The organism is Streptomyces sp. MspMP-M5, assembly GCF_000373585.1.
GTDB lineage: Bacteria > Actinomycetota > Actinomycetes > Streptomycetales > Streptomycetaceae > Streptomyces.
Genome location: NZ_KB891885.1, coordinates 342,527 through 359,126, shown reverse-complemented (window position 1 = coordinate 359,126; position 16,600 = coordinate 342,527). Strand labels below are relative to the sequence as shown.

Below are 16,600 nucleotides of genomic sequence, written 5' to 3'. Positions count from 1 at the left end.
GGGTTATGGACAAATGCCCCAGATTACATGTGGGCAAGGTAGTCAATAAGCTGGTACATGGCCCACTCGGGGGTGGCCTTGATGGCCCACTTGACCGGGTTCCAGTTGGAGAGGCTGCTGACCCAGCCTTCGAAGGAGCGAGCACCCTTCTTCGCGGCGTTCACGGCCGCCTTCATCAGACCCGGCGACTTCTTCAACAGGTTGATGATGTTGCCGAACTTGCCGCCCGCAGCCCTCTTGACGCGGTGCTCGTCGCCCTGCTTAGCCTCCGCGGCCTTCGCGAGCGCGGTCATCTCGGCGAGCTGCTCCGGCGTGATCGATGCCTCGCCGTTGGTGGCGGACGCCGGGTTCGCAGCCTTCAGCGCAGCGAGCTCTGCCGCAGAGACGGTAGCGGCGGTGCGGTGCACCTCGGCAGCGTTCGCGGCGGGGGCGGCAATGCCGAAGGCGACAGCGGCCATAGCGGTAGCAGCGGCTATACGGATGTGGTTGTGCTTCACGTACACTTCCCCTGTAGACGGGGGGAGAGGGCATACGGGTACGCCGCTTGGCGTGGAAACTGAACGGCCCCCGGTTCCTTCTCCCCCTGGTTCTTAGCCCGGCCACTCGGCTTGGTCGGGCCGGGCGAGCTGACGCCACGTTAAGTCATTTCCCAAGCAAGATTCAAAACCTCTCATCGTGATCAAGATCACGACAGGGTCATATTGAGGGACATGTCCGATACTGGCCCCAAAGTTTCGCCAACTTCCCGCATCTTTGGGTCAAGTAGTTTCAAATTCAGTTGAATTTAACGGGCGCCTGGTTGTCTCTATCGCCGATCGTCGCGGTCGATCGGCCCATCTGGCGCTCTGGCCGCCGAGTGAGGCGTGCGCGAACGCCTCCCTCGTGGCCAACATCGCTTGAACACACGGGGTCGATCTGGCACCGACTCGGGCCGACCTGCGCGGCCATGGCCGGTGCGGCGTTGGCATTCGAGGCGCTTCGGCTCCCGGGGAACGTGGCCCGGCCAGATGCCATCTTCGACTGCGTCGAAGCCCTCGCCTCGAATCGTGAAGGGATCCGCTGTGTCTCTCACTCGTATCCGCCGTCGGTCGATCGCGTTACCGCTCGTGGCCGTCGTGCTCCTGCTTGGCCTCGCGGGCTGGTACGCGTTCTCGGGCCGGGGCGCGGGGCTGCTGCCGGAAGGCAGCTGGGGGCCGTGGCGGGAGAAACAGCAGGTGGAGGGCTGGTCGGTGCGGGTGCGGGTCAACTCGTGGAGCGAAGCCGCCGAAGCATACGTGCACATGGGTAAGGCGGAGGACTTCACGATGAAGGCGTACGGCATGCCGGCTAGCGCCACGACGCTGATGGACCCCACCCGGTTCGCCCTGACCCCTGACGGCGAGGTGACCGGACAGCGGTTGGAAGTGGACGGCCCAGGCTGACGGCACCCCCGGTATTGCTCCTAGGGCGGCCTAGTGGGCGCTGTGGTTGCGCTCGGTCTCCGGCAGCTGACCGTGTTCCAGGTACACGGTGTAAGCCTGGCCTCGGGCTGTCATCGCTGCCTTCACGCGGCGCGCGAGTCGGGGAATCAGCAGCTCATCGAGGTGGCTTGCGGGGCGGAACTCGGCCGCGAGCAGCTCGTCGGGCGCGAGCTTGATCCCGTCCAGCTCGTTGGGTTGCAACTGCCCACCGTCGAACACGTAAAGGACCTTGTCGCCCTCGGCCTCGCTCGGGGCCCAGTCGATGACCAGCAGCGGTCCGATGTCGGGAGTGATGCCCAGCTCCTCCTCGACTTCCCGTCGGCAGGCGGCCAGAGGGGACTCCCCACGCTCGATGTAGCCGCCCGGGATCTCCCACTTCGGCTTGTAGGACGGCTTGACCAAGAGGACCTGGTCCTGGTCGTCGAAGAACAGCGCGCCCGCTGCCATCCGGGGGGTTGCCATGCGCTGTTCGTGCTCGTTCTCCGCCATGTCGCCGACCCTAGCGGCCGGCGCCTGGCGGGTGAGAGATGCCTTGGGCCCTGTCATTCGTTGTGCACGTCGTGTGACACTCGGTGGGGCAGAGCGAGGGGAGCGCGGCCGTGCGCGGCATGACTGTCCATCTTGAGTTCGGCAAGCGCGTGAAGTTCTATCGGAAGCGCCGGGGCATGCAGCAGCGGCAACTCGGTGAGCTGCTGGGACGGTCCGAAGACTGGGTGTACCGAGTCGAGTCCGGCCGGATTCCCGTGAACAACGTCAAGGTGTTGGCGGATCTGGCTGACGCACTGCGGGTGCACCTTGAGGACCTGCAAGGCACGCCGGTCCTCCTGGAGGACAACGACGGGTTCGCGGCCAGTGTGCCCGCTATTCGGGCCGCGCTCATGCAGTCCCGGCGGTTGGCCGGTTCCCTGATCGCCGGCCGGGAGCCGCTGAGGCTGGAGCTTCTGGGGATCGAGGTAGGAACCGCGTGGGAGCTTTACCAGGCTGGTGAGTTCGCGGCTCTGGCAGACCGGCTGCCCCGCTTGCTGGCTGACGCGCGGTCTGCGGTGAACGAGGGGGCGTCGGGAGATGAGCGTCGTGAGGCGCAGCGGCTGTTCGCGCTGTCGTGCCATGTGGCGGCGGCGCTGCTGAGGAAGCTGGGTGAGACCAACCTGGCGTGGACGGCCGCAGATCAGGGTGAGATTGCGGCGCTGGAGTCGGGTGATACCGCCGCCATCTTGTCTTTGAGGCGGGGGATCGCTCATGTGCAGCTCGGGGCCAACCTGGCGGCGGAAGCGGTGAAGAGCACGCTGGACAGTGCCGATGACTTGGAGTGCGGGTGGTGGCGGTCCTCGCCGGTGGCGCTCTCCCTGTACGGAACGTTGTTCCTCAACGGCTCGATCGCTGCCGCTCGGATGAGGAATCGCGAGCTGACCACGTACATGATCGGCAAGGCGGACGAAGCGGCTGAGCGTCTGGGCGCCGACGGCAACGAGATGTGGACTGCCTTCGGTCCGGCGAACGTGGGTATCCATCGGCTTGCGACTGCCCTTGAGTTCGAGGACTACCAGCGGGCTGTCGACATAGCACCCAGGGTGCGGGCGGTGGGGCTTCCCAAGGAGCGGAGGGCTCGGCTACGACTGGATGTAGCTCGGGCCTACGGTGAAGCGGGCCGGACCGATGACGCGGTGGACAATCTGAAGCGGGCCTACACGACCGCGCCGGAGCAGATGAGGGCGCACGAGTTCGCGCGGGACCTGGCGCGTAGGCTGCACAAGCGCTCGCGGCGGCGGGATGCGCAGCAACTCGCCGTTTCCCTCGGGGCGATCGGGTAGCGCGACCCGGCAGAAAAAATGACGGACCGGAATTTTCTTCCGGGTCCGCTCGTGTTTGGGGGCCTACCTTCTCACCGTTCGACGTCCCGTAGGCGTCTGGAAGGCGGTGAGCGACGGTGAATCGTAGGGCAACAGTCGCCCGAAAGGGCAGAGCCGGGGCCGGGAGCCGGCCGGTGGTGAGCCGCTGGGCTCGTCATCCGCGCTGCGTCGCACTGGCACGTGCCGAGTTGCGCAAGGTGCTCAAGCGTTGGGGCCTGGCCGTGGTTGCCGACGATGCCCTGCTGGTGCTGTCCGAGCTGCTGACCAACGCTGTGCGTCATACGCGGGTCTCCCGTGGCCGGGAGATCGAGACACGGTATTCCCGGGAGCCTCAAGGCATCCGTATCGAGGTGCACGACGCTGCTCAGAACTGGCCGCAGCCGCGCATGCCCGACGTCTACGGCGGTCGGGGCCTGACGATCGTTGCCGCGCTGGCTGCCTGCTGGGGGACGGAAGTGCGGGACGGCGGGGTCGGGAAGGCAGTGTGGGCCGTGATCGCGGTCCCCAGCGGAGGTGACGCGTGATGGCGCGGTTGTCTGTGTTGAAGGTGCGCGGCGGCGACTTGGTGTGCGTCGGCGGCCGGTGGCGAGAGGTCAAGGGAGTCCGGTCCGGGGTCCGTTCGTCGGGGCGTCCTTTGGCCGTGCTGACCTTCAAGGACGGGCCGTCGCTCCGCATCGACGCCGGGGAAGAGCTGGCCGTGCGCCGTGATGGACGGAGGCGACAGTAATGGCGATCACCAAGATCTGGCGCTTCGCGGACTGGGTGCTGAAGCTGGAGACGTCCAACAGCGTGCCGATGTACGAGATGGAGTGCGTCGCGTGCGACGCCAGCTCGGGCGTGGCAGAGGAGCCGATCGGCCCGCAGGACTGGGCGCTCAAGCATGCCGGGCGTACTCAGCACACGCTGTTCCGCGCCGTGCACACCTGCTTCTTCCACGCCGTTCCGAAGACGGTACGGGAGTGAGCACGCGCGCTGCCCAGCCCCTCGCGGCCGGGCTCGTAGATCTGTGACCGGATCACCCCACGAACCTTGGCCGGGCGGGGGTGGTCCGGCTAGGAGTCCCTGTTCGGACCCCGGAGCCGATGCTACCGAGGCCGTCGCCATGCGTTCACGCTGCGAGCCTGGGTGGCCGGCCTTCTGCCAGCGAACAGTGAAGGGACTTCAAGCAATGGACAGGTCGGAGGACGGGGAGTTCGAGGGTGTGGAGTTCGACCCTGACGCGGTGCTGTGGGTGCGCGAACCGGCCCCCGCCGCGGCCTGACACCACCGGGGCCCGCACCCGCACCACACCGCAACGCCCCCGCGGCTCGTACGAGGCCGCGGGGGCGCCGCGTTGCGCGCCGGCGCGGCTCAGCCGGCGGCCGGCGCCGCCCCGCGCACCGCCTCGTCCACCGCCCCCGTGTGCGCCAGGATCGCGTCCGCCAGCTGCCGGTGCACGGCCGGCGGCAGGGCGTGCCCCATCCCCGGGATCTCGACCAGCCCGGCGCCCCGGACGGCCTGCGCGAGGTGCTGCGGATGCGGCGGCGGGAACACCGGCTCGGCGGGGGCGGCGACCACCAGCGCGGGCACCTCGTTGCGCGCCAGTTCCTCGGTGCGCAGCATCCCGCCGTTGTCGGCGCGCCCATGGGCGGTACCCACCCGGTAGTGCCCGGTGTGTGCGATGACCCGCCGCTCCAGAGCGCGGTAGAACTCCTCGTCGAACGGCAGCCGATCCCCGGCGAGCACCCGCCAGTGCGCGATCCGCCGCGCGATCTCGGCCTCCTCGCCGCGGTCCACCACCGGCTCCGCCCACATCTCCAGCACCTCCGGCGCGATCCCCGGCAGCTCCGCCACCGGGACGGTGGCACCGTTGGGCCGGGTGTACGGGACGGTGCTCAGCGCGCAGGTGCCCATCAGGGTTGCGCTCAGCAGCCGGTCCGGGTGGTCGGCGAGGACCATCTGGACCAGCATGCCGCCCAGCGACAGTCCCACGAGATGCGCGCGGGCGACGCCGAGCCCGTCCAGCACCGCGATCACATCGCCCGCGAGGTCCGCGATCCGGTACGGCTGCTCGTCGAACGACCAGGTGGAGCGGCCGGTGTCGCGGTGGTCGTAGCGGATCACCCGGTGCCGCGCGGCCAGCGCGTCCACCAGCGGCTCCGGCCAGCCCACACCGGCCGCCTGCGCGCCCATCACCAGCAACAGCGGCGGCGCATCGACGGGTCCCCGCTGCTCGGTCCACAACCGGACCCCCGGAGCGGCGTCGACGAAGCGCTCCATGACCTCCGTGCTCCCGTGTTGCTGCGGCATGTGCGGACCTCCCAGGGGCGTGGCGGACGTGTGCGGCCGAGATCATCAGACGCAACGAACCGTATCGTCTCGTCATGGCTCACATCGTGTCAACCGGTCGGCCGGGGCGACCGAAGATCGTAAACTTACTTTGCGGTAACTGCCGCAAAGGGGTGGGCGCTGGAGGGGGCTTCAGGGTGGGTGCTGCCAAGGGCAAACGGGTGCCGCGGGCGGTCCGGGAGCAGCAGATGATGGACGCCGCGGTGCGGACCTTCGCACGGCGCGGCTACCGGTCGGCCTCCATGGACGAGATCGCCGAACTGGTCGGCGTCTCCAAGCCGCTGGTCTACCTCTACCTCAACTCCAAGGAGGACCTCTTCGGCGCGGTCGTCCGCCGGGAGTCCGCGGCCCTGGTGGCGGCCGTCACCGCGGCCGTGGAGAAGGGCGCCGCCGCCGACCGCCAGCTCTGGAGCGGCCTGACCGGTTTCTTCGCGCACACCGCCGAACACCCCGACGGCTGGGCGGTGTTGCACCAGCAGGCGCGCTCCCAGGGGGAGCCGTTCGCGGCCGAAGTGGCGGCGATGCGGGCGGAGATCGTCCGCTTCGTCACCGACCTGATCGCCGCCGCCGCGAAGGAGGCCGGCTGCGCCGGCGAACTGGCCGACCGCGAGGTCGCGGGCCTGGCGCACGCCCTCGTCGGCGCCGCCGAATCACTCGCCGACTGGGTCAACGTCAGCGTCGCCGACGGCATTTCGCCCCCCGGGGCGGCCAGGGAAGCGGCCACCACCCTGATGAACTTCGCCTGGTCCGGCCTGGGCCCCCGCATGCACGGCGAACGCTGGACCCCCGCCTGACAGGACGGCCGGGCGCCCCCGCGCCCCTCGCCGCCGGGACCGGGGCCCGTCAATTTTCCCCGCCCGCAGACGAATGCCGTGCAAGACCATTGGCTCGTCCCGCACCGGCGCGTACATTTACCGCGCAGTAAGGTTACCGTCGGGTCAGTGCCGAAAGGGGCTGGCACCTTGCCGCATTCGCCACGCTCCGCCACCGGGCCACGGCGCTCCCGCAGAGAGCCGGCCCCGGCCGAGACCACCTCTGCGTCGCACCCCCACTGGCCCGCACCCGGCCGCCCCCCAGGGGCGCCCCACGCAACCGCCCGCCTCCGCACCCCACCGGACCGCACCCGGCCACCCCATCTCAGGGGACGACCACGTAGCCGACCGTCACCGGGACGGCGGGAAAGCCGCGCGCCGGCCAGGTCGGAGGGGCTGTCCCGGAGCCCGCCCGCAGGATCTGGAGCGAACGCCGCGGCATTCCTCATCTACGGACCAGATGCGCCCGCACCGAGGACGGGCTCCGGGGCAGCCCCTCCGACCCCACCCACAAGCCGTAGGCGAGAGCACCCCAGCCGACACGGCGCGCACAGCCGACAACGTGGGGTGGCCACAAACACCCACCCCGCCGCCACGGCGAGCAACCCAGATCCGCCCCGGGTCCGGCGGAACAGGAACCCACCGCAACCACCACGTGGGATGCAAGGAGCCGCTCGTGTTCAACCACCCCAGCGCACCCCCGCACACCCCCGCCACCCACACCCACACTCCACAACTCACCGAACCCCTAAGGACATTGACCGACGGCACCGTCCGCGAGGTCTCCGTCCCCCCGCTCGCCCCACCCGTCCGCACCGGCTCGCTGGCCGACATCCCCTTCACCAACGCCACCGAGGCCCCGCACGAGACCGTTCTCTCCCGCAAGCGCCCCGACGGCACCTGGCGCGACGTCACCGCCGCCGAGTTCGCCGCCGAGGTCCGCGCCGTCGCCAAGGGCCTGATCGCGCACGGCCTCCGCCCGGGCGACCGGCTCGCCATCATGGCCCGCACCACCTACGACTGGACCCTCCTCGACTTCGCCGCCTGGGCCGCCGGCCTGGTCACCGTCCCCCTCTACCCGACCTCCTCCGCCCACCAGGCACAGTGGATCCTGCACGACTCGACGGCCCGCGCCTGCGCCGTCGAGAGCGTCGACGAGGCCCGCCTGATCAGCCAGATCCGCGGCGCACTGCCCGCCCTCGACCACCTGTGGCAGTTCAGCACCGGCGCCATCGCCCAACTCGTCGACGCCGGCCGGGACCTCCCCGACGAGAGCGTCGACGAACGCCGCGCCACCCTCGCCCCCCACGTCCTGGCCACCCTCGTCTACACCTCCGGCACCACCGGCAACCCCAAGGGCTGCGCCCTCACCCACGCCAACTTCTTCGCCGAGATCGACAACGCCATCGCCCTCCTCCACCCCGTCTTCACCTCTGTCAGCGAGGAGCCCGCCGCCACCCTCCTCTTCCTCCCCCTGTCGCACGTCTTCGGCCGCATGGTCGCCATCGGCTGTCTGCGCGCCCGGGTCCGCCTCGGCCACGCCCCCAGCATCCGGACCGACGACCTCCTCGCCGACCTCGCCGCCTTCCGGCCCACCTTCCTGCTCGCCATCCCCTACGTCCTGGAGAAGGTCTTCAACACCGCCCGCGCCACCGCCGAGAAGATGGGCCGGGCTGCCTCCTTCGACCGCGCCGTCCGTATCGCCCGCGCCTACGGGGAGGCCGTCGAGGCCCGGGAACACGGGACGGGCCCCGGCCCCGGCGTCGCCCTCAAGGCCGCCCGCAAGCTCTACGACCCGCTCGTCTACCGCCGGATCCGCGCCGCCCTCGGCGGCCGCGTCCGCTACGCGATCTGCGGCGGCTCACCGCTCGGCCACCGCCTCGCCGCCTTCTACTCCGGCGCCGGCATCGAGATCTTCGAGGGCTACGGCCTGACCGAGACCACCGCCGCGTCCACCGTCACCCCGCCCCTGCGCCCCCGCATCGGCACGGTCGGCTGGCCGCTCCCCGGCAGCGCCGTCCGGATCGCCGACGACGGCGAGGTCCTGCTCCGCGGCGCGCACGTCTTCTCCGGCTACTGGGACGCCGCCGCCGGCACCGTCCGGCCCGCCGCCGACCGGGACGGCTGGCTGGCCACCGGCGATCTCGGCGCCCTCGACGCCGACGGTTACCTCACCATCACCGGCCGCAAGAAGGAGATCATCGTGACCAGCGGCGGCAAGAACGTCGCCCCCGCGCCCCTGGAGGACCGCCTCCGCGCCCACCCCCTCATAGACCAGTGCATGGTCGTCGGCGACAACCGCCCCTACGTCACCGCCCTGCTCACCCTGGAACCCGACGGCCTCGCCCACTGGCGCCAGATGACCAAGAAGGGCGACGTCCCGCTCGCCGAACTCGTCCACGACGAGCGCCTGCTCGCCGACCTCCAGCACGCCGTCGACGACGCCAACAAGCTGGTCTCCCGCGCCGAGTCCATCCGCCGCTTCGCCGTCCTGCCCGCCGGGTTCACCGAGCAGAGCGGTCACCTCACGCCGTCCCTCAAACTCCGCCGCGCCGCCGTCGCCCGCGACTTCGCCCGGGAGATCACGCGCCTTTACGAAAGGGAGTGACCCCTTTACGAAAGGCAGTGACTCCGGCTCTGGAGCCGGGGCCCTGCGCACGTCAGACTGGAACCCCCGTGTCACCTCTGTGGGGGAGGTGGCACGGGGCCTTCCTTGCCGTGCCGTGCGTGCCGCGCCGTGCCGCGCCTCTCGCGGGCGCCCGGGGCCGGGCCGCTGCCCCGGCTCACCGCGGCGGCAGCGCCACCGCCGTCTGCATATGGCAGGAATTGCACCAGAACGCCCACCCGTTGGCGTCCACGGACCGCGAACCGCACGCCAGACACGGATCGCCGACGAAGCTCGCCGCCACCCACGACCCGGCCGTCGCGGCCCGCCGCCCCGCCGCCGCCCGCTCCTCCGCATAGCAGGGAATGCACACGCCACCCTCCCGGCCGGGCAGCTTCATCGGCCGCAACCCGCAGACGGCGCACGGGAGTCTGCCGACGTACTGCGCGTCCAGGCCCACCGGCTTGCCGCTTGCGCTGAAGGCCGCCATGGTCTGCGTCCGCCTCCTCTATGCCAGGACGGTTCCGGTGCCGGCGCAGCCGGAGCACTGCGTGGTGACCTTGTGGCCGCCGGGGGTCTCCCACTCGACGGTCCCCGCGCCACCGCAGTCCGGACATGGCTTCTGCGGAGGCATGTTCTCGCTCATTCTGCCCACGGTAGAACCTGCCATGTGGTCATGCGACCACTTTCCGTGATCAGATCCGGCGACTTCGCTCCCGTCGGGCAGAGCCTTCCGGCATCCCTCCGGTCCGGTTTTTCCGGCCGCGTCCGAATTCGCCGAGCGGATGCCGGTTCCGGGGCACGGCGGGCCGCGCGGCACGGGGAGTCCGCAGGCCAGGGCGGTGGCGTGGGCCGGCCCGGCGCCCGCGCGAGCGGACTCCGCCGTGAATTGCACGGATTTTCCGAGTCGGTGAATCGCGCTAATGCCCGCGCAAACTCTCTTCCCTCTTCCCGGTCTCCCCGCCGATGTCCGGGGATTTCCGGGGCGCCGCCGGTCCGGGAATTTCCTGCGCCCTTCCCGGCACCGGACGTTCGCCGACGAGCCCCGGGGCGACCGCCCTGGCCGGAAGGGGGCGGCGCCGGGCGGCGGGCGCTCCGGGTCCGCGCGCCGCCCCATGCCCGGGAACCGCGGGAGTATTCACCTGGTATTCATTTTCCCGGGCCGCGGGCCGGCGGAAATGCCGCCCAGCGGCCGGCTGTACGAAAGGCTGTACAAAAAGGCAGGAGCCCCACTCCCCGCCCGAAGGCGGAGGGGGGCTCCTTGGGTGCTACCGGTCGATCAGAGGAGAAAGACCGGAGCGGGCAACTCAGACCGGCGTAACGTTCTCCGCCTGCGGGCCCTTCGGACCCTGCGTGACGTCGAAGTTCACCTGCTGGTTCTCCTCAAGCGAGCGGAAACCAGAGGCGTTGATCGCCGAGTAGTGGACGAAGACATCCGGGCCGCCGCCGTCCTGGGCGATGAAGCCGAAGCCCTTTTCAGCGTTGAACCACTTGACGGTTCCGGTAGCCATAAGCCCTCCTTGGGCCAAAGGGTTGCCCTGCTCCAGAACCTGCAAAGAAGTCTGAAAACTACAAAAGCCTGCGGGTCACATGCTCCGCAGGCTCTGTACTGCAAGGGAAACCAAACTGCAACTTGGCCTGAGCCTAGCATGGTGTGCTCCGAAGGTGGAAGAGCTAAAGATCACGTTTGGCTCGGGGCGGAAAAGTCCACAGCGGGCCCCCGGCGTCCGGCACCGGGACCGACGGGTCTAGCCTCCGCATGTGGACAATTCAACCTTTGGAGACGCACCCGCGGCCGCCGACGCAGACCACCGTCGCAGCCGGCCGCGAGTGGGCCACATCCAGTTCCTGAACTGCCTGCCCCTTTACTGGGGCCTGGCCCGTACGGGCGCCCTCCTCGACCTGGACCTCACCAAGGACACCCCCGAGAAGCTCAGCGAGCGGCTGGTGCGCGGGGAACTCGACATCGCGCCGATCACGCTCGTCGAATTCCTGCGGGCCGCCGACGACCTCGTCGCCTTCCCCGACCTCGCGGTCGGCTGCGACGGCCCGGTCATGTCCTGCGTGATCGTCTCGCAGAAGCCGCTGGACCAGCTGGACGGCGCCCGCGTCGCCCTCGGCTCGACCTCCCGGACCTCCGTCCGCCTGGCACAGCTGCTGCTCGCCGAGAAGATCGGGGTACGGCCCGACTACTTCACCTGCCCGCCCGACCTCGGGCTGATGATGCAGGAGGCCGACGCGGCCGTCCTGATCGGCGACGCCGCGCTCCGCGCCAACCTGCACGACGCGCCCAAGCTCGGTCTGGACGTCCACGACCTCGGCCGGATGTGGAAGGACTGGACGGGACTGCCGTTCGTCTTCGCGGTCTGGGCGGCCCGCCGCGACTACCTGGAGCGCGAGCCGGCGCTGGTGCAGCAGGTGCACGAGGCGTTCCTGGCCTCCCGCGACCTGTCGCTGGAGGAGGTCGGCAAGGTCGCCGAGCAGGCCGCCCGCTGGGAGCACTTCGACCAGGAACTGCTGGAGCGGTACTTCACCACGCTGGACTTCCGCTTCGGGCCGGACCAGCTGCGCGGCGTCACCGAGTTCGCCCGGCGGGTGGGCCCCACCACCGGCTTCCCGGCCGATGTCCGGGTCGAACTGCTGGCGGCGGGCGCCGGGGCGCGGTCCTAGCGCCCCGCGGACGGCGGCCGGGCCCCACCGGCCGCCTACGGCCTACGGCGCCGGCGTCGGGCCGCGGAGGACCTTGCTGAGGGCCTCCAGGCTCACGTCCCGCATCCCGCGGAGATAGCTGCGGGCGTTGTGGCCGCCGTCCTCGATGACATGCAGCCGGGCATGGACCGGCCCCTTGGCGTACCGCTGGACGAAGCGCTCCAGATTGGCCCGGCCGCCCTCCCGCGTCCCGATCTGGAACTGCACATAGACGTCGGGGGCACCGGGGGTGGCGGCCAGGCGCTGCGCCAGCCACTCCGGGTTGTTGGCCCGCATCTCCGCCCGGTGGCCGCGCCACAGCGGCGAGTCCGGGCGGGTGTCCGGGCCGCTGGCGATCACCGCCTTGAACCGGTCCGGGTGCTGCAGAACCTGCTTCAGCGCCACGAAACCACCGGACGAGGACCCCATGAACGCCCAGCCGTCGCGGCTGGTGAACGTCCGGAAGTTGGCCTTGACCAGGTCCGGGACGTCGTCGGACATCCAGGTGCCCATCTTCGGCAGCCCGGGGATGTCACTGCCGTCGTAGTAGCGCTTACCGGCGTTCAGGACCGGCATCACGACGATGAACGGCTTGCTGCGGCCCAGCGCCACCAGATCGGTGACGGTCCGCTGCAGCTTGTGGCCGGTGGCCGCCCAGTAGTTGGCGGGGTAGCCGTAGCTGCCCGGCAGGGCGATCAGGACCGGGAAGGCGCTGTTCCGGTAGCGCTCCTCGTAGTACTCCTTCGGCGCCCAGATCCACACCTTGCCGGTGAAGCCGGACTTCTTGCCGTGCAGGGTGGTGACGCCGATCTTCGTGCCGTCGTCGAGCGTGGCCGCCGTACGGAACGCGGCCTGCGGACCGGTCGGCATCCGGACCGCGGGATCGGCCGCGGCCGGCCCCGCCGGGCCCGTGGCACCGTCCGGCAGCGCCCGGCTGAACGACATCGGCTCCCCGGTGTCGTTCAGCACGTCCAGGTACTTCACGGCCGGGTAGGCGCAGAGGCCGGCCACGGCCACCAGGCCGGTGAGGAAGGACATCCGCCACCGGGGCCGGGAGGCCGGTCCACGCTCCCGCGTGCGCCGGGCGGAACGGCCGCGTCCCAGGAGGCGGGCGCGGCTCCGCAGGCCGCGGCGGCCGCCCCGGACCTCCTGGCAAGGGTCGTACGGGCGCTCCCCGGGGGCGTGAGACACGGGCGTTCTCCCGATGGACGGGCCCTGGGCCGGTGGCCATGGGGGCGGATGGTGGGTTTACGCCCTGTTTGATGAGGAAAGGGGGGTCCAGGGTTTCGGGAACGCCGCATGACCTGGGTCATAAGCTGGGGCCGCCGTCAGGAGGGGGAGGGCGCCATGGAACCGCTGACCGACGAGGACCCGCGGGCCCTGGGCGGCTACCGGCTGCTCGGCCGTCTGGGCGCGGGCGGCATGGGCCGCGTCTACCTGGGGCGCAGCGCCGGCGGGCGGACCGTGGCGGTCAAGGCGGTGCACGCCCAGTACGCCGCCGACGGCCAGTTCCGGGCCCGTTTCCGCCGCGAGGTCGCCTCGGCACGACGGGTCGGCGGCACCTGGACCGCGCCCGTCCTGGACGCCGACCCCGACGCCCCCGTCCCCTGGGTCGCCACCGGCTACGTCGCCGGCCCCGCCCTGTCCCGCGCGGTCGCCGGCCACGGCCCGCTCGCCGGCCACTCCGTACGGGCCCTGGGCGCCGGACTGGCCGAGGCGCTCCTCGCGGTGCACGCGCTGGGCCTCGTCCACCGGGACGTCAAACCCTCCAACGTGCTGCTGACGCTGGACGGGCCGCTGCTGATCGACTTCGGGATCGCGCGGGCCACGGACGGCACTGCCGCACTGACCTCCACCGGGGTCTCGGTCGGCTCGCCCGGCTACATGGCGCCCGAGCAGATCCTCGGCAAGGGGGCGGAGGCGGCCGCCGACGTCTTCTCCCTGGGCGCGGTCCTGGCGTTCGCGGCAACGGGGACCGCGCCGTTCACCGGGGACTCGTCCGCCGCGCTGCTCTACAAGGTGGTGCACGAGGAACCCGAACTCGGTCCGGAACTCACCGGCGAGCTAAGGGAGTTGGTGGCCGCCTGCCTGGCGAAGGACCCGGCGCGGCGGCCCGCCCCGGAAGAGGTCGCGGCGCGGCTCGCCGGGGGCGGCAGCGACGGTGCGGCCGGCCTGGTCCGTGCCGGCTGGCTGCCGGGCCCCCTCGTCGAACAGGTCAGCCGCCAGGCGGTGGCGCTGCTGAATCTGGATGCGGAGGCGGGCGGTGACGGGGGCGTCGCCGGTCCGGGTGGTGGGGGCGCGGACGGGGCGGCGCCGGGGTCCGGGGCGGCCGGGGCCGGAATCGTGGAGCCTGGGGCGGCTGGAGTCGTGGAGCCTCGGGTGGCTGGGGCCGGAACGGCGGCCGGGGCTGGTGGGACGTTCGGGACTGGTGGGGCTTTCGGGGCGCCGGATTCGTCGTACGGGGCGGTGTCCGGGCTGATCCCGTTCGACACGCCGGCGCAGAGCGTGGGGCCGGAGACGGATTCGGGGCCGGGAGCGGGAGCGGGAGCAGGCGCAGGCGCGGGTCGGGGCAGCGACGCCGACGCGGAGACGGGCACGGGGGCCGGGGCGGGCGCGGGCGCGCCGTCCGCCTGGCCGGCGGCCGGCGTACCGCACACCGGGGCCAGCCCTCCGCCGCCGCCCGCACCCCCGTCCGTACCGGCAGTACTGCCAGTACCGGCAGTGCCACCACTCGCGTCCCCCTCCGGGGCCGGTTCCGCGTCCGCCTCCGGCCTCGCCGACCTGCCGACCGGCTCGGCCGCGGCCCCGGGAACCCCGTCCGGAGCGGCGGCACTACCGGGACCCCTGTCCGACTCGGCCCCGCCCCCGGCGGACGGCCGCGCCCCCAAGGAACGGCGGATCGCCCTCTCCGGTGCGCTCGGAGGCAAGGAGCGCCCCCGGAGGATGAGCTGCACGCTGGTGCTCTCCGTGGCGGGCGCGCTGGCGGTCGCCACCACTACCGCGGTGTTCTTCGCCGTCCTCAACGGGCCGGAGGGCGGCGGCAGTACCGCCCAGCCGCCGTCCGGGCACACCCCACCCGCCGGCACCACCGCCCCGGCCGCCGGCAACCGCGTCCCCAAGGGCTTCCTCGGCACCTGGAACGGCACCGTCACCATGGCCAACGGGATCCCCAACGGCACCATGACCAGCGTCATCAAGGCCGGCGAGAAGGGCGACGTCGTCGTGCGGACGACCTACGACGTGGTGCTGCTGCGCTGCCAGGCCAAGGCGAAGCTGCTGTCGGCCACCGGCAACGCCCTCGTCCTCCAGGAGAGCCCCGACGGCGATCAGGGGCCGGGCTGCACGGGCAACACCTCCACCGTGACGTACACCCTCGGCAGGGACGGCACGCTCACCTTCGCCTCGGACGACAAACGGGGCGGCACCCCGAAGGCGACCCTGAAGAGAAGCGGCGGCTGAGGGGCGGGCCGCGAGGGGGCCACAGGGGTCGGCGGACCGGAGCGGCGGGCCCGGCGGACCGGCCGTCCGCCCACGGACCGGCCCCCACCGGCGCTGTCGGACCCCTGGCGTAGGCTGGTTGAGTCCTTGAGTGCTCCGTGCGCTTGCTGTCTGTCCGCCTCCGAAAGGGACGCCCGGTGACCGAGAACGCCGACCTCAAGTCTGACGTCACAGCCGTACTCGACCGCGCCGCGCAGGGCGGCCGCATCACGCCGGAGGAGGCGCTCGACCTCTACCGCTCCGCGCCGCTGCACGCGCTGGGCCAGGCCGCCGACGCCGTCCGCCGCCGCCGTTACGCCGGTACCGAGCACATCGCGACGTACATCATCGAGCGCAACATCAACTACACCAACGTCTGCGTGACGGCCTGCAAGTTCTGCGCCTTCTACGCCGCGCCCAAGGACACCGCGAAGGGCTGGACCCGCGACCTCGACGACATCCTGCGGCGCTGCGCGGAGACCGTCGAGCTGGGCGGCACCCAGATCATGTTCCAGGGCGGCCACCACCCGGACTACGGCGTCGAGTACTACGAGAAGCACTTCTCGGCCATCAAGAAGGAATTCCCCCAGCTGGTCATCCACTCTCTCGGCGCGTCCGAGATCGAGCACATGGCCCGGATCTCCAAGGTGTCCGTCGAGGAGGCGATCTCGCGCATCCACGCCGCGGGCCTGGACTCCTTCGCCGGCGCCGGCGCCGAACTCCTCCCCGCCCGGCCCCGCAAGGCCATCGCGCCGCTGAAGGAGTCCGGCGAGCGCTGGCTGGAAATCATGGAGGCCGCCCACAAGCTGGGCGTGGAGTCGACGTCCACGATGCTGATGGGCACCGGCGAGACCAACGCCGAGCGCATCGAGCACCTGCGGATGATCCGCGACGTCCAGGACCGTACGGGCGGCTTCCGCGCCTTCATCCCGTACACCTACCAGCCGGAGAACAACCACCTGAAGGGCCGCACGCAGGCCACCCTCTTCGAGTACCTGCGCATGATCGCCATCGCGCGCCTCTTCCTCGACAACGTCGCCCACATCCAGGGCTCCTGGCTGACCACCGGCAAGGAGATCGGCCAGCTGTCGCTGCACTACGGTGCCGACGACCTCGGCTCGATCATGCTGGAGGAGAACGTCGTCTCCTCCGCCGGCGCCAAGCACCGCTCCAACCGCCTGGAGATCATCGACCTGATCCGCAAGGCGGGCCGGGTCCCGGCGCAGCGCGCCACGACGTACGAGCACCTGGTCGTGCACGACGACCCGGCCGACGACCCGGTCGACGACCGCGTCGTCTCGCACCTGTCCTCGACGGCCATCGAGGGAGGCACCGCCCACCCCGAGCTGACCTTCGTCGAGGCCAACTGACCACCGGCGC

The 16,600-nt window shown here is 71.2% G+C and carries 16 protein-coding genes; 9 read left to right on the top strand and 7 right to left on the bottom strand.

Annotation, left to right across the window (positions count from 1 at the left end; all coding sequences use genetic code 11):
- Positions 1-23 precede the first annotated feature (23 nt).
- The gene (locus tag B073_RS0114710; protein WP_158690129.1) at positions 24-497 is read right to left on the bottom strand and encodes a hypothetical protein; all 474 of its coding nucleotides are present in this window, start codon (positions 495-497) and stop codon (positions 24-26) included.
- 609 nt (positions 498-1,106) lie between these two features.
- On the opposite strand from B073_RS0114710, the gene B073_RS0114705 reads away from it, so the two are divergent.
- A complete protein-coding gene (locus B073_RS0114705) occupies positions 1,107-1,421 on the top strand; it encodes a hypothetical protein (protein ID WP_158690128.1) in 315 nt (104 codons plus the stop codon).
- A 30-nt stretch (positions 1,422-1,451) separates the two neighbouring features.
- On the opposite strand, the gene B073_RS0114700 is transcribed toward B073_RS0114705, so the two are convergent.
- Positions 1,452-1,949, bottom strand: coding sequence for an NUDIX domain-containing protein (locus tag B073_RS0114700; protein ID WP_018538847.1), 498 nt, complete (start codon positions 1,947-1,949; stop codon positions 1,452-1,454).
- Between the two features lie 119 nt (positions 1,950-2,068).
- On the opposite strand from B073_RS0114700, the gene B073_RS0114695 reads away from it, so the two are divergent.
- The 3 genes from B073_RS0114695 (at position 2,069) to B073_RS0114680 (ending at position 4,273) form a co-directional block, all read left to right on the top strand.
- Positions 2,069-3,271, top strand: coding sequence for a helix-turn-helix domain-containing protein (locus B073_RS0114695; protein ID WP_199788147.1), 1,203 nt, complete (start codon positions 2,069-2,071; stop codon positions 3,269-3,271).
- A 176-nt stretch (positions 3,272-3,447) separates the two neighbouring features.
- On the top strand, positions 3,448-3,834 hold the full coding sequence (locus B073_RS0114690; protein ID WP_234025078.1) for an ATP-binding protein: 387 nt from the start codon (positions 3,448-3,450) through the stop codon (positions 3,832-3,834).
- A 202-nt stretch (positions 3,835-4,036) separates the two neighbouring features.
- A complete protein-coding gene (locus tag B073_RS0114680; protein ID WP_018538843.1) occupies positions 4,037-4,273 on the top strand; it encodes a hypothetical protein in 237 nt (78 codons plus the stop codon).
- Between the two features lie 387 nt (positions 4,274-4,660).
- On the opposite strand, the gene B073_RS39975 is transcribed toward B073_RS0114680, so the two are convergent.
- Positions 4,661-5,569: an alpha/beta fold hydrolase gene (locus B073_RS39975; protein WP_018538841.1), complete on the bottom strand. Its 909-nt coding sequence runs from the start codon at positions 5,567-5,569 to the stop codon at positions 4,661-4,663.
- Positions 5,570-5,775: 206 nt separating this feature from the next.
- Between B073_RS39975 and B073_RS0114665 the strand changes: the two genes are divergently transcribed.
- Positions 5,776-6,432, top strand: a complete 657-nt coding sequence (locus B073_RS0114665; protein WP_018538840.1) for a TetR/AcrR family transcriptional regulator — start codon at positions 5,776-5,778, stop codon at positions 6,430-6,432.
- A 694-nt stretch (positions 6,433-7,126) separates the two neighbouring features.
- The gene (locus B073_RS0114655; protein ID WP_026247373.1) at positions 7,127-9,058 is read left to right on the top strand and encodes an AMP-dependent synthetase/ligase; all 1,932 of its coding nucleotides are present in this window, start codon (positions 7,127-7,129) and stop codon (positions 9,056-9,058) included.
- Positions 9,059-9,233: 175 nt separating this feature from the next.
- Here B073_RS0114655 and B073_RS0114650 read toward each other — a convergent pair whose 3' ends face one another.
- The 3 genes from B073_RS0114650 to B073_RS0114640 form a co-directional block, all read right to left on the bottom strand.
- Positions 9,234-9,545, bottom strand: a complete 312-nt coding sequence (locus B073_RS0114650; RefSeq protein ID WP_018538837.1) for a hypothetical protein — start codon at positions 9,543-9,545, stop codon at positions 9,234-9,236.
- Between the two features lie 18 nt (positions 9,546-9,563).
- On the bottom strand, positions 9,564-9,701 hold the full coding sequence (locus B073_RS46365) for a hypothetical protein (RefSeq protein WP_158690127.1): 138 nt from the start codon (positions 9,699-9,701) through the stop codon (positions 9,564-9,566).
- 661 nt (positions 9,702-10,362) lie between these two features.
- The gene (locus B073_RS0114640) at positions 10,363-10,566 is read right to left on the bottom strand and encodes a cold-shock protein (protein WP_003984261.1); all 204 of its coding nucleotides are present in this window, start codon (positions 10,564-10,566) and stop codon (positions 10,363-10,365) included.
- A 250-nt stretch (positions 10,567-10,816) separates the two neighbouring features.
- On the opposite strand from B073_RS0114640, the gene B073_RS0114635 reads away from it, so the two are divergent.
- A complete protein-coding gene (locus B073_RS0114635; protein WP_051094004.1) occupies positions 10,817-11,725 on the top strand; it encodes a menaquinone biosynthesis protein in 909 nt (302 codons plus the stop codon).
- A 42-nt stretch (positions 11,726-11,767) separates the two neighbouring features.
- Here the strand turns inward: B073_RS0114635 and B073_RS0114630 are convergent, their stop codons facing one another.
- A complete protein-coding gene (locus B073_RS0114630; RefSeq protein ID WP_018538835.1) occupies positions 11,768-12,781 on the bottom strand; it encodes an alpha/beta hydrolase in 1,014 nt (337 codons plus the stop codon).
- Positions 12,782-13,090: 309 nt separating this feature from the next.
- Here B073_RS0114630 and B073_RS0114625 point away from each other — a divergent pair, with 309 nt between their 5' ends.
- Positions 13,091-15,202, top strand: a complete 2,112-nt coding sequence (locus B073_RS0114625) for a serine/threonine-protein kinase (protein ID WP_018538834.1) — start codon at positions 13,091-13,093, stop codon at positions 15,200-15,202.
- Between the two features lie 176 nt (positions 15,203-15,378).
- The gene (gene mqnC, locus B073_RS0114620; RefSeq protein ID WP_018538833.1) at positions 15,379-16,590 is read left to right on the top strand and encodes a cyclic dehypoxanthinyl futalosine synthase; all 1,212 of its coding nucleotides are present in this window, start codon (positions 15,379-15,381) and stop codon (positions 16,588-16,590) included.
- Positions 16,591-16,600 lie beyond the last annotated feature (10 nt).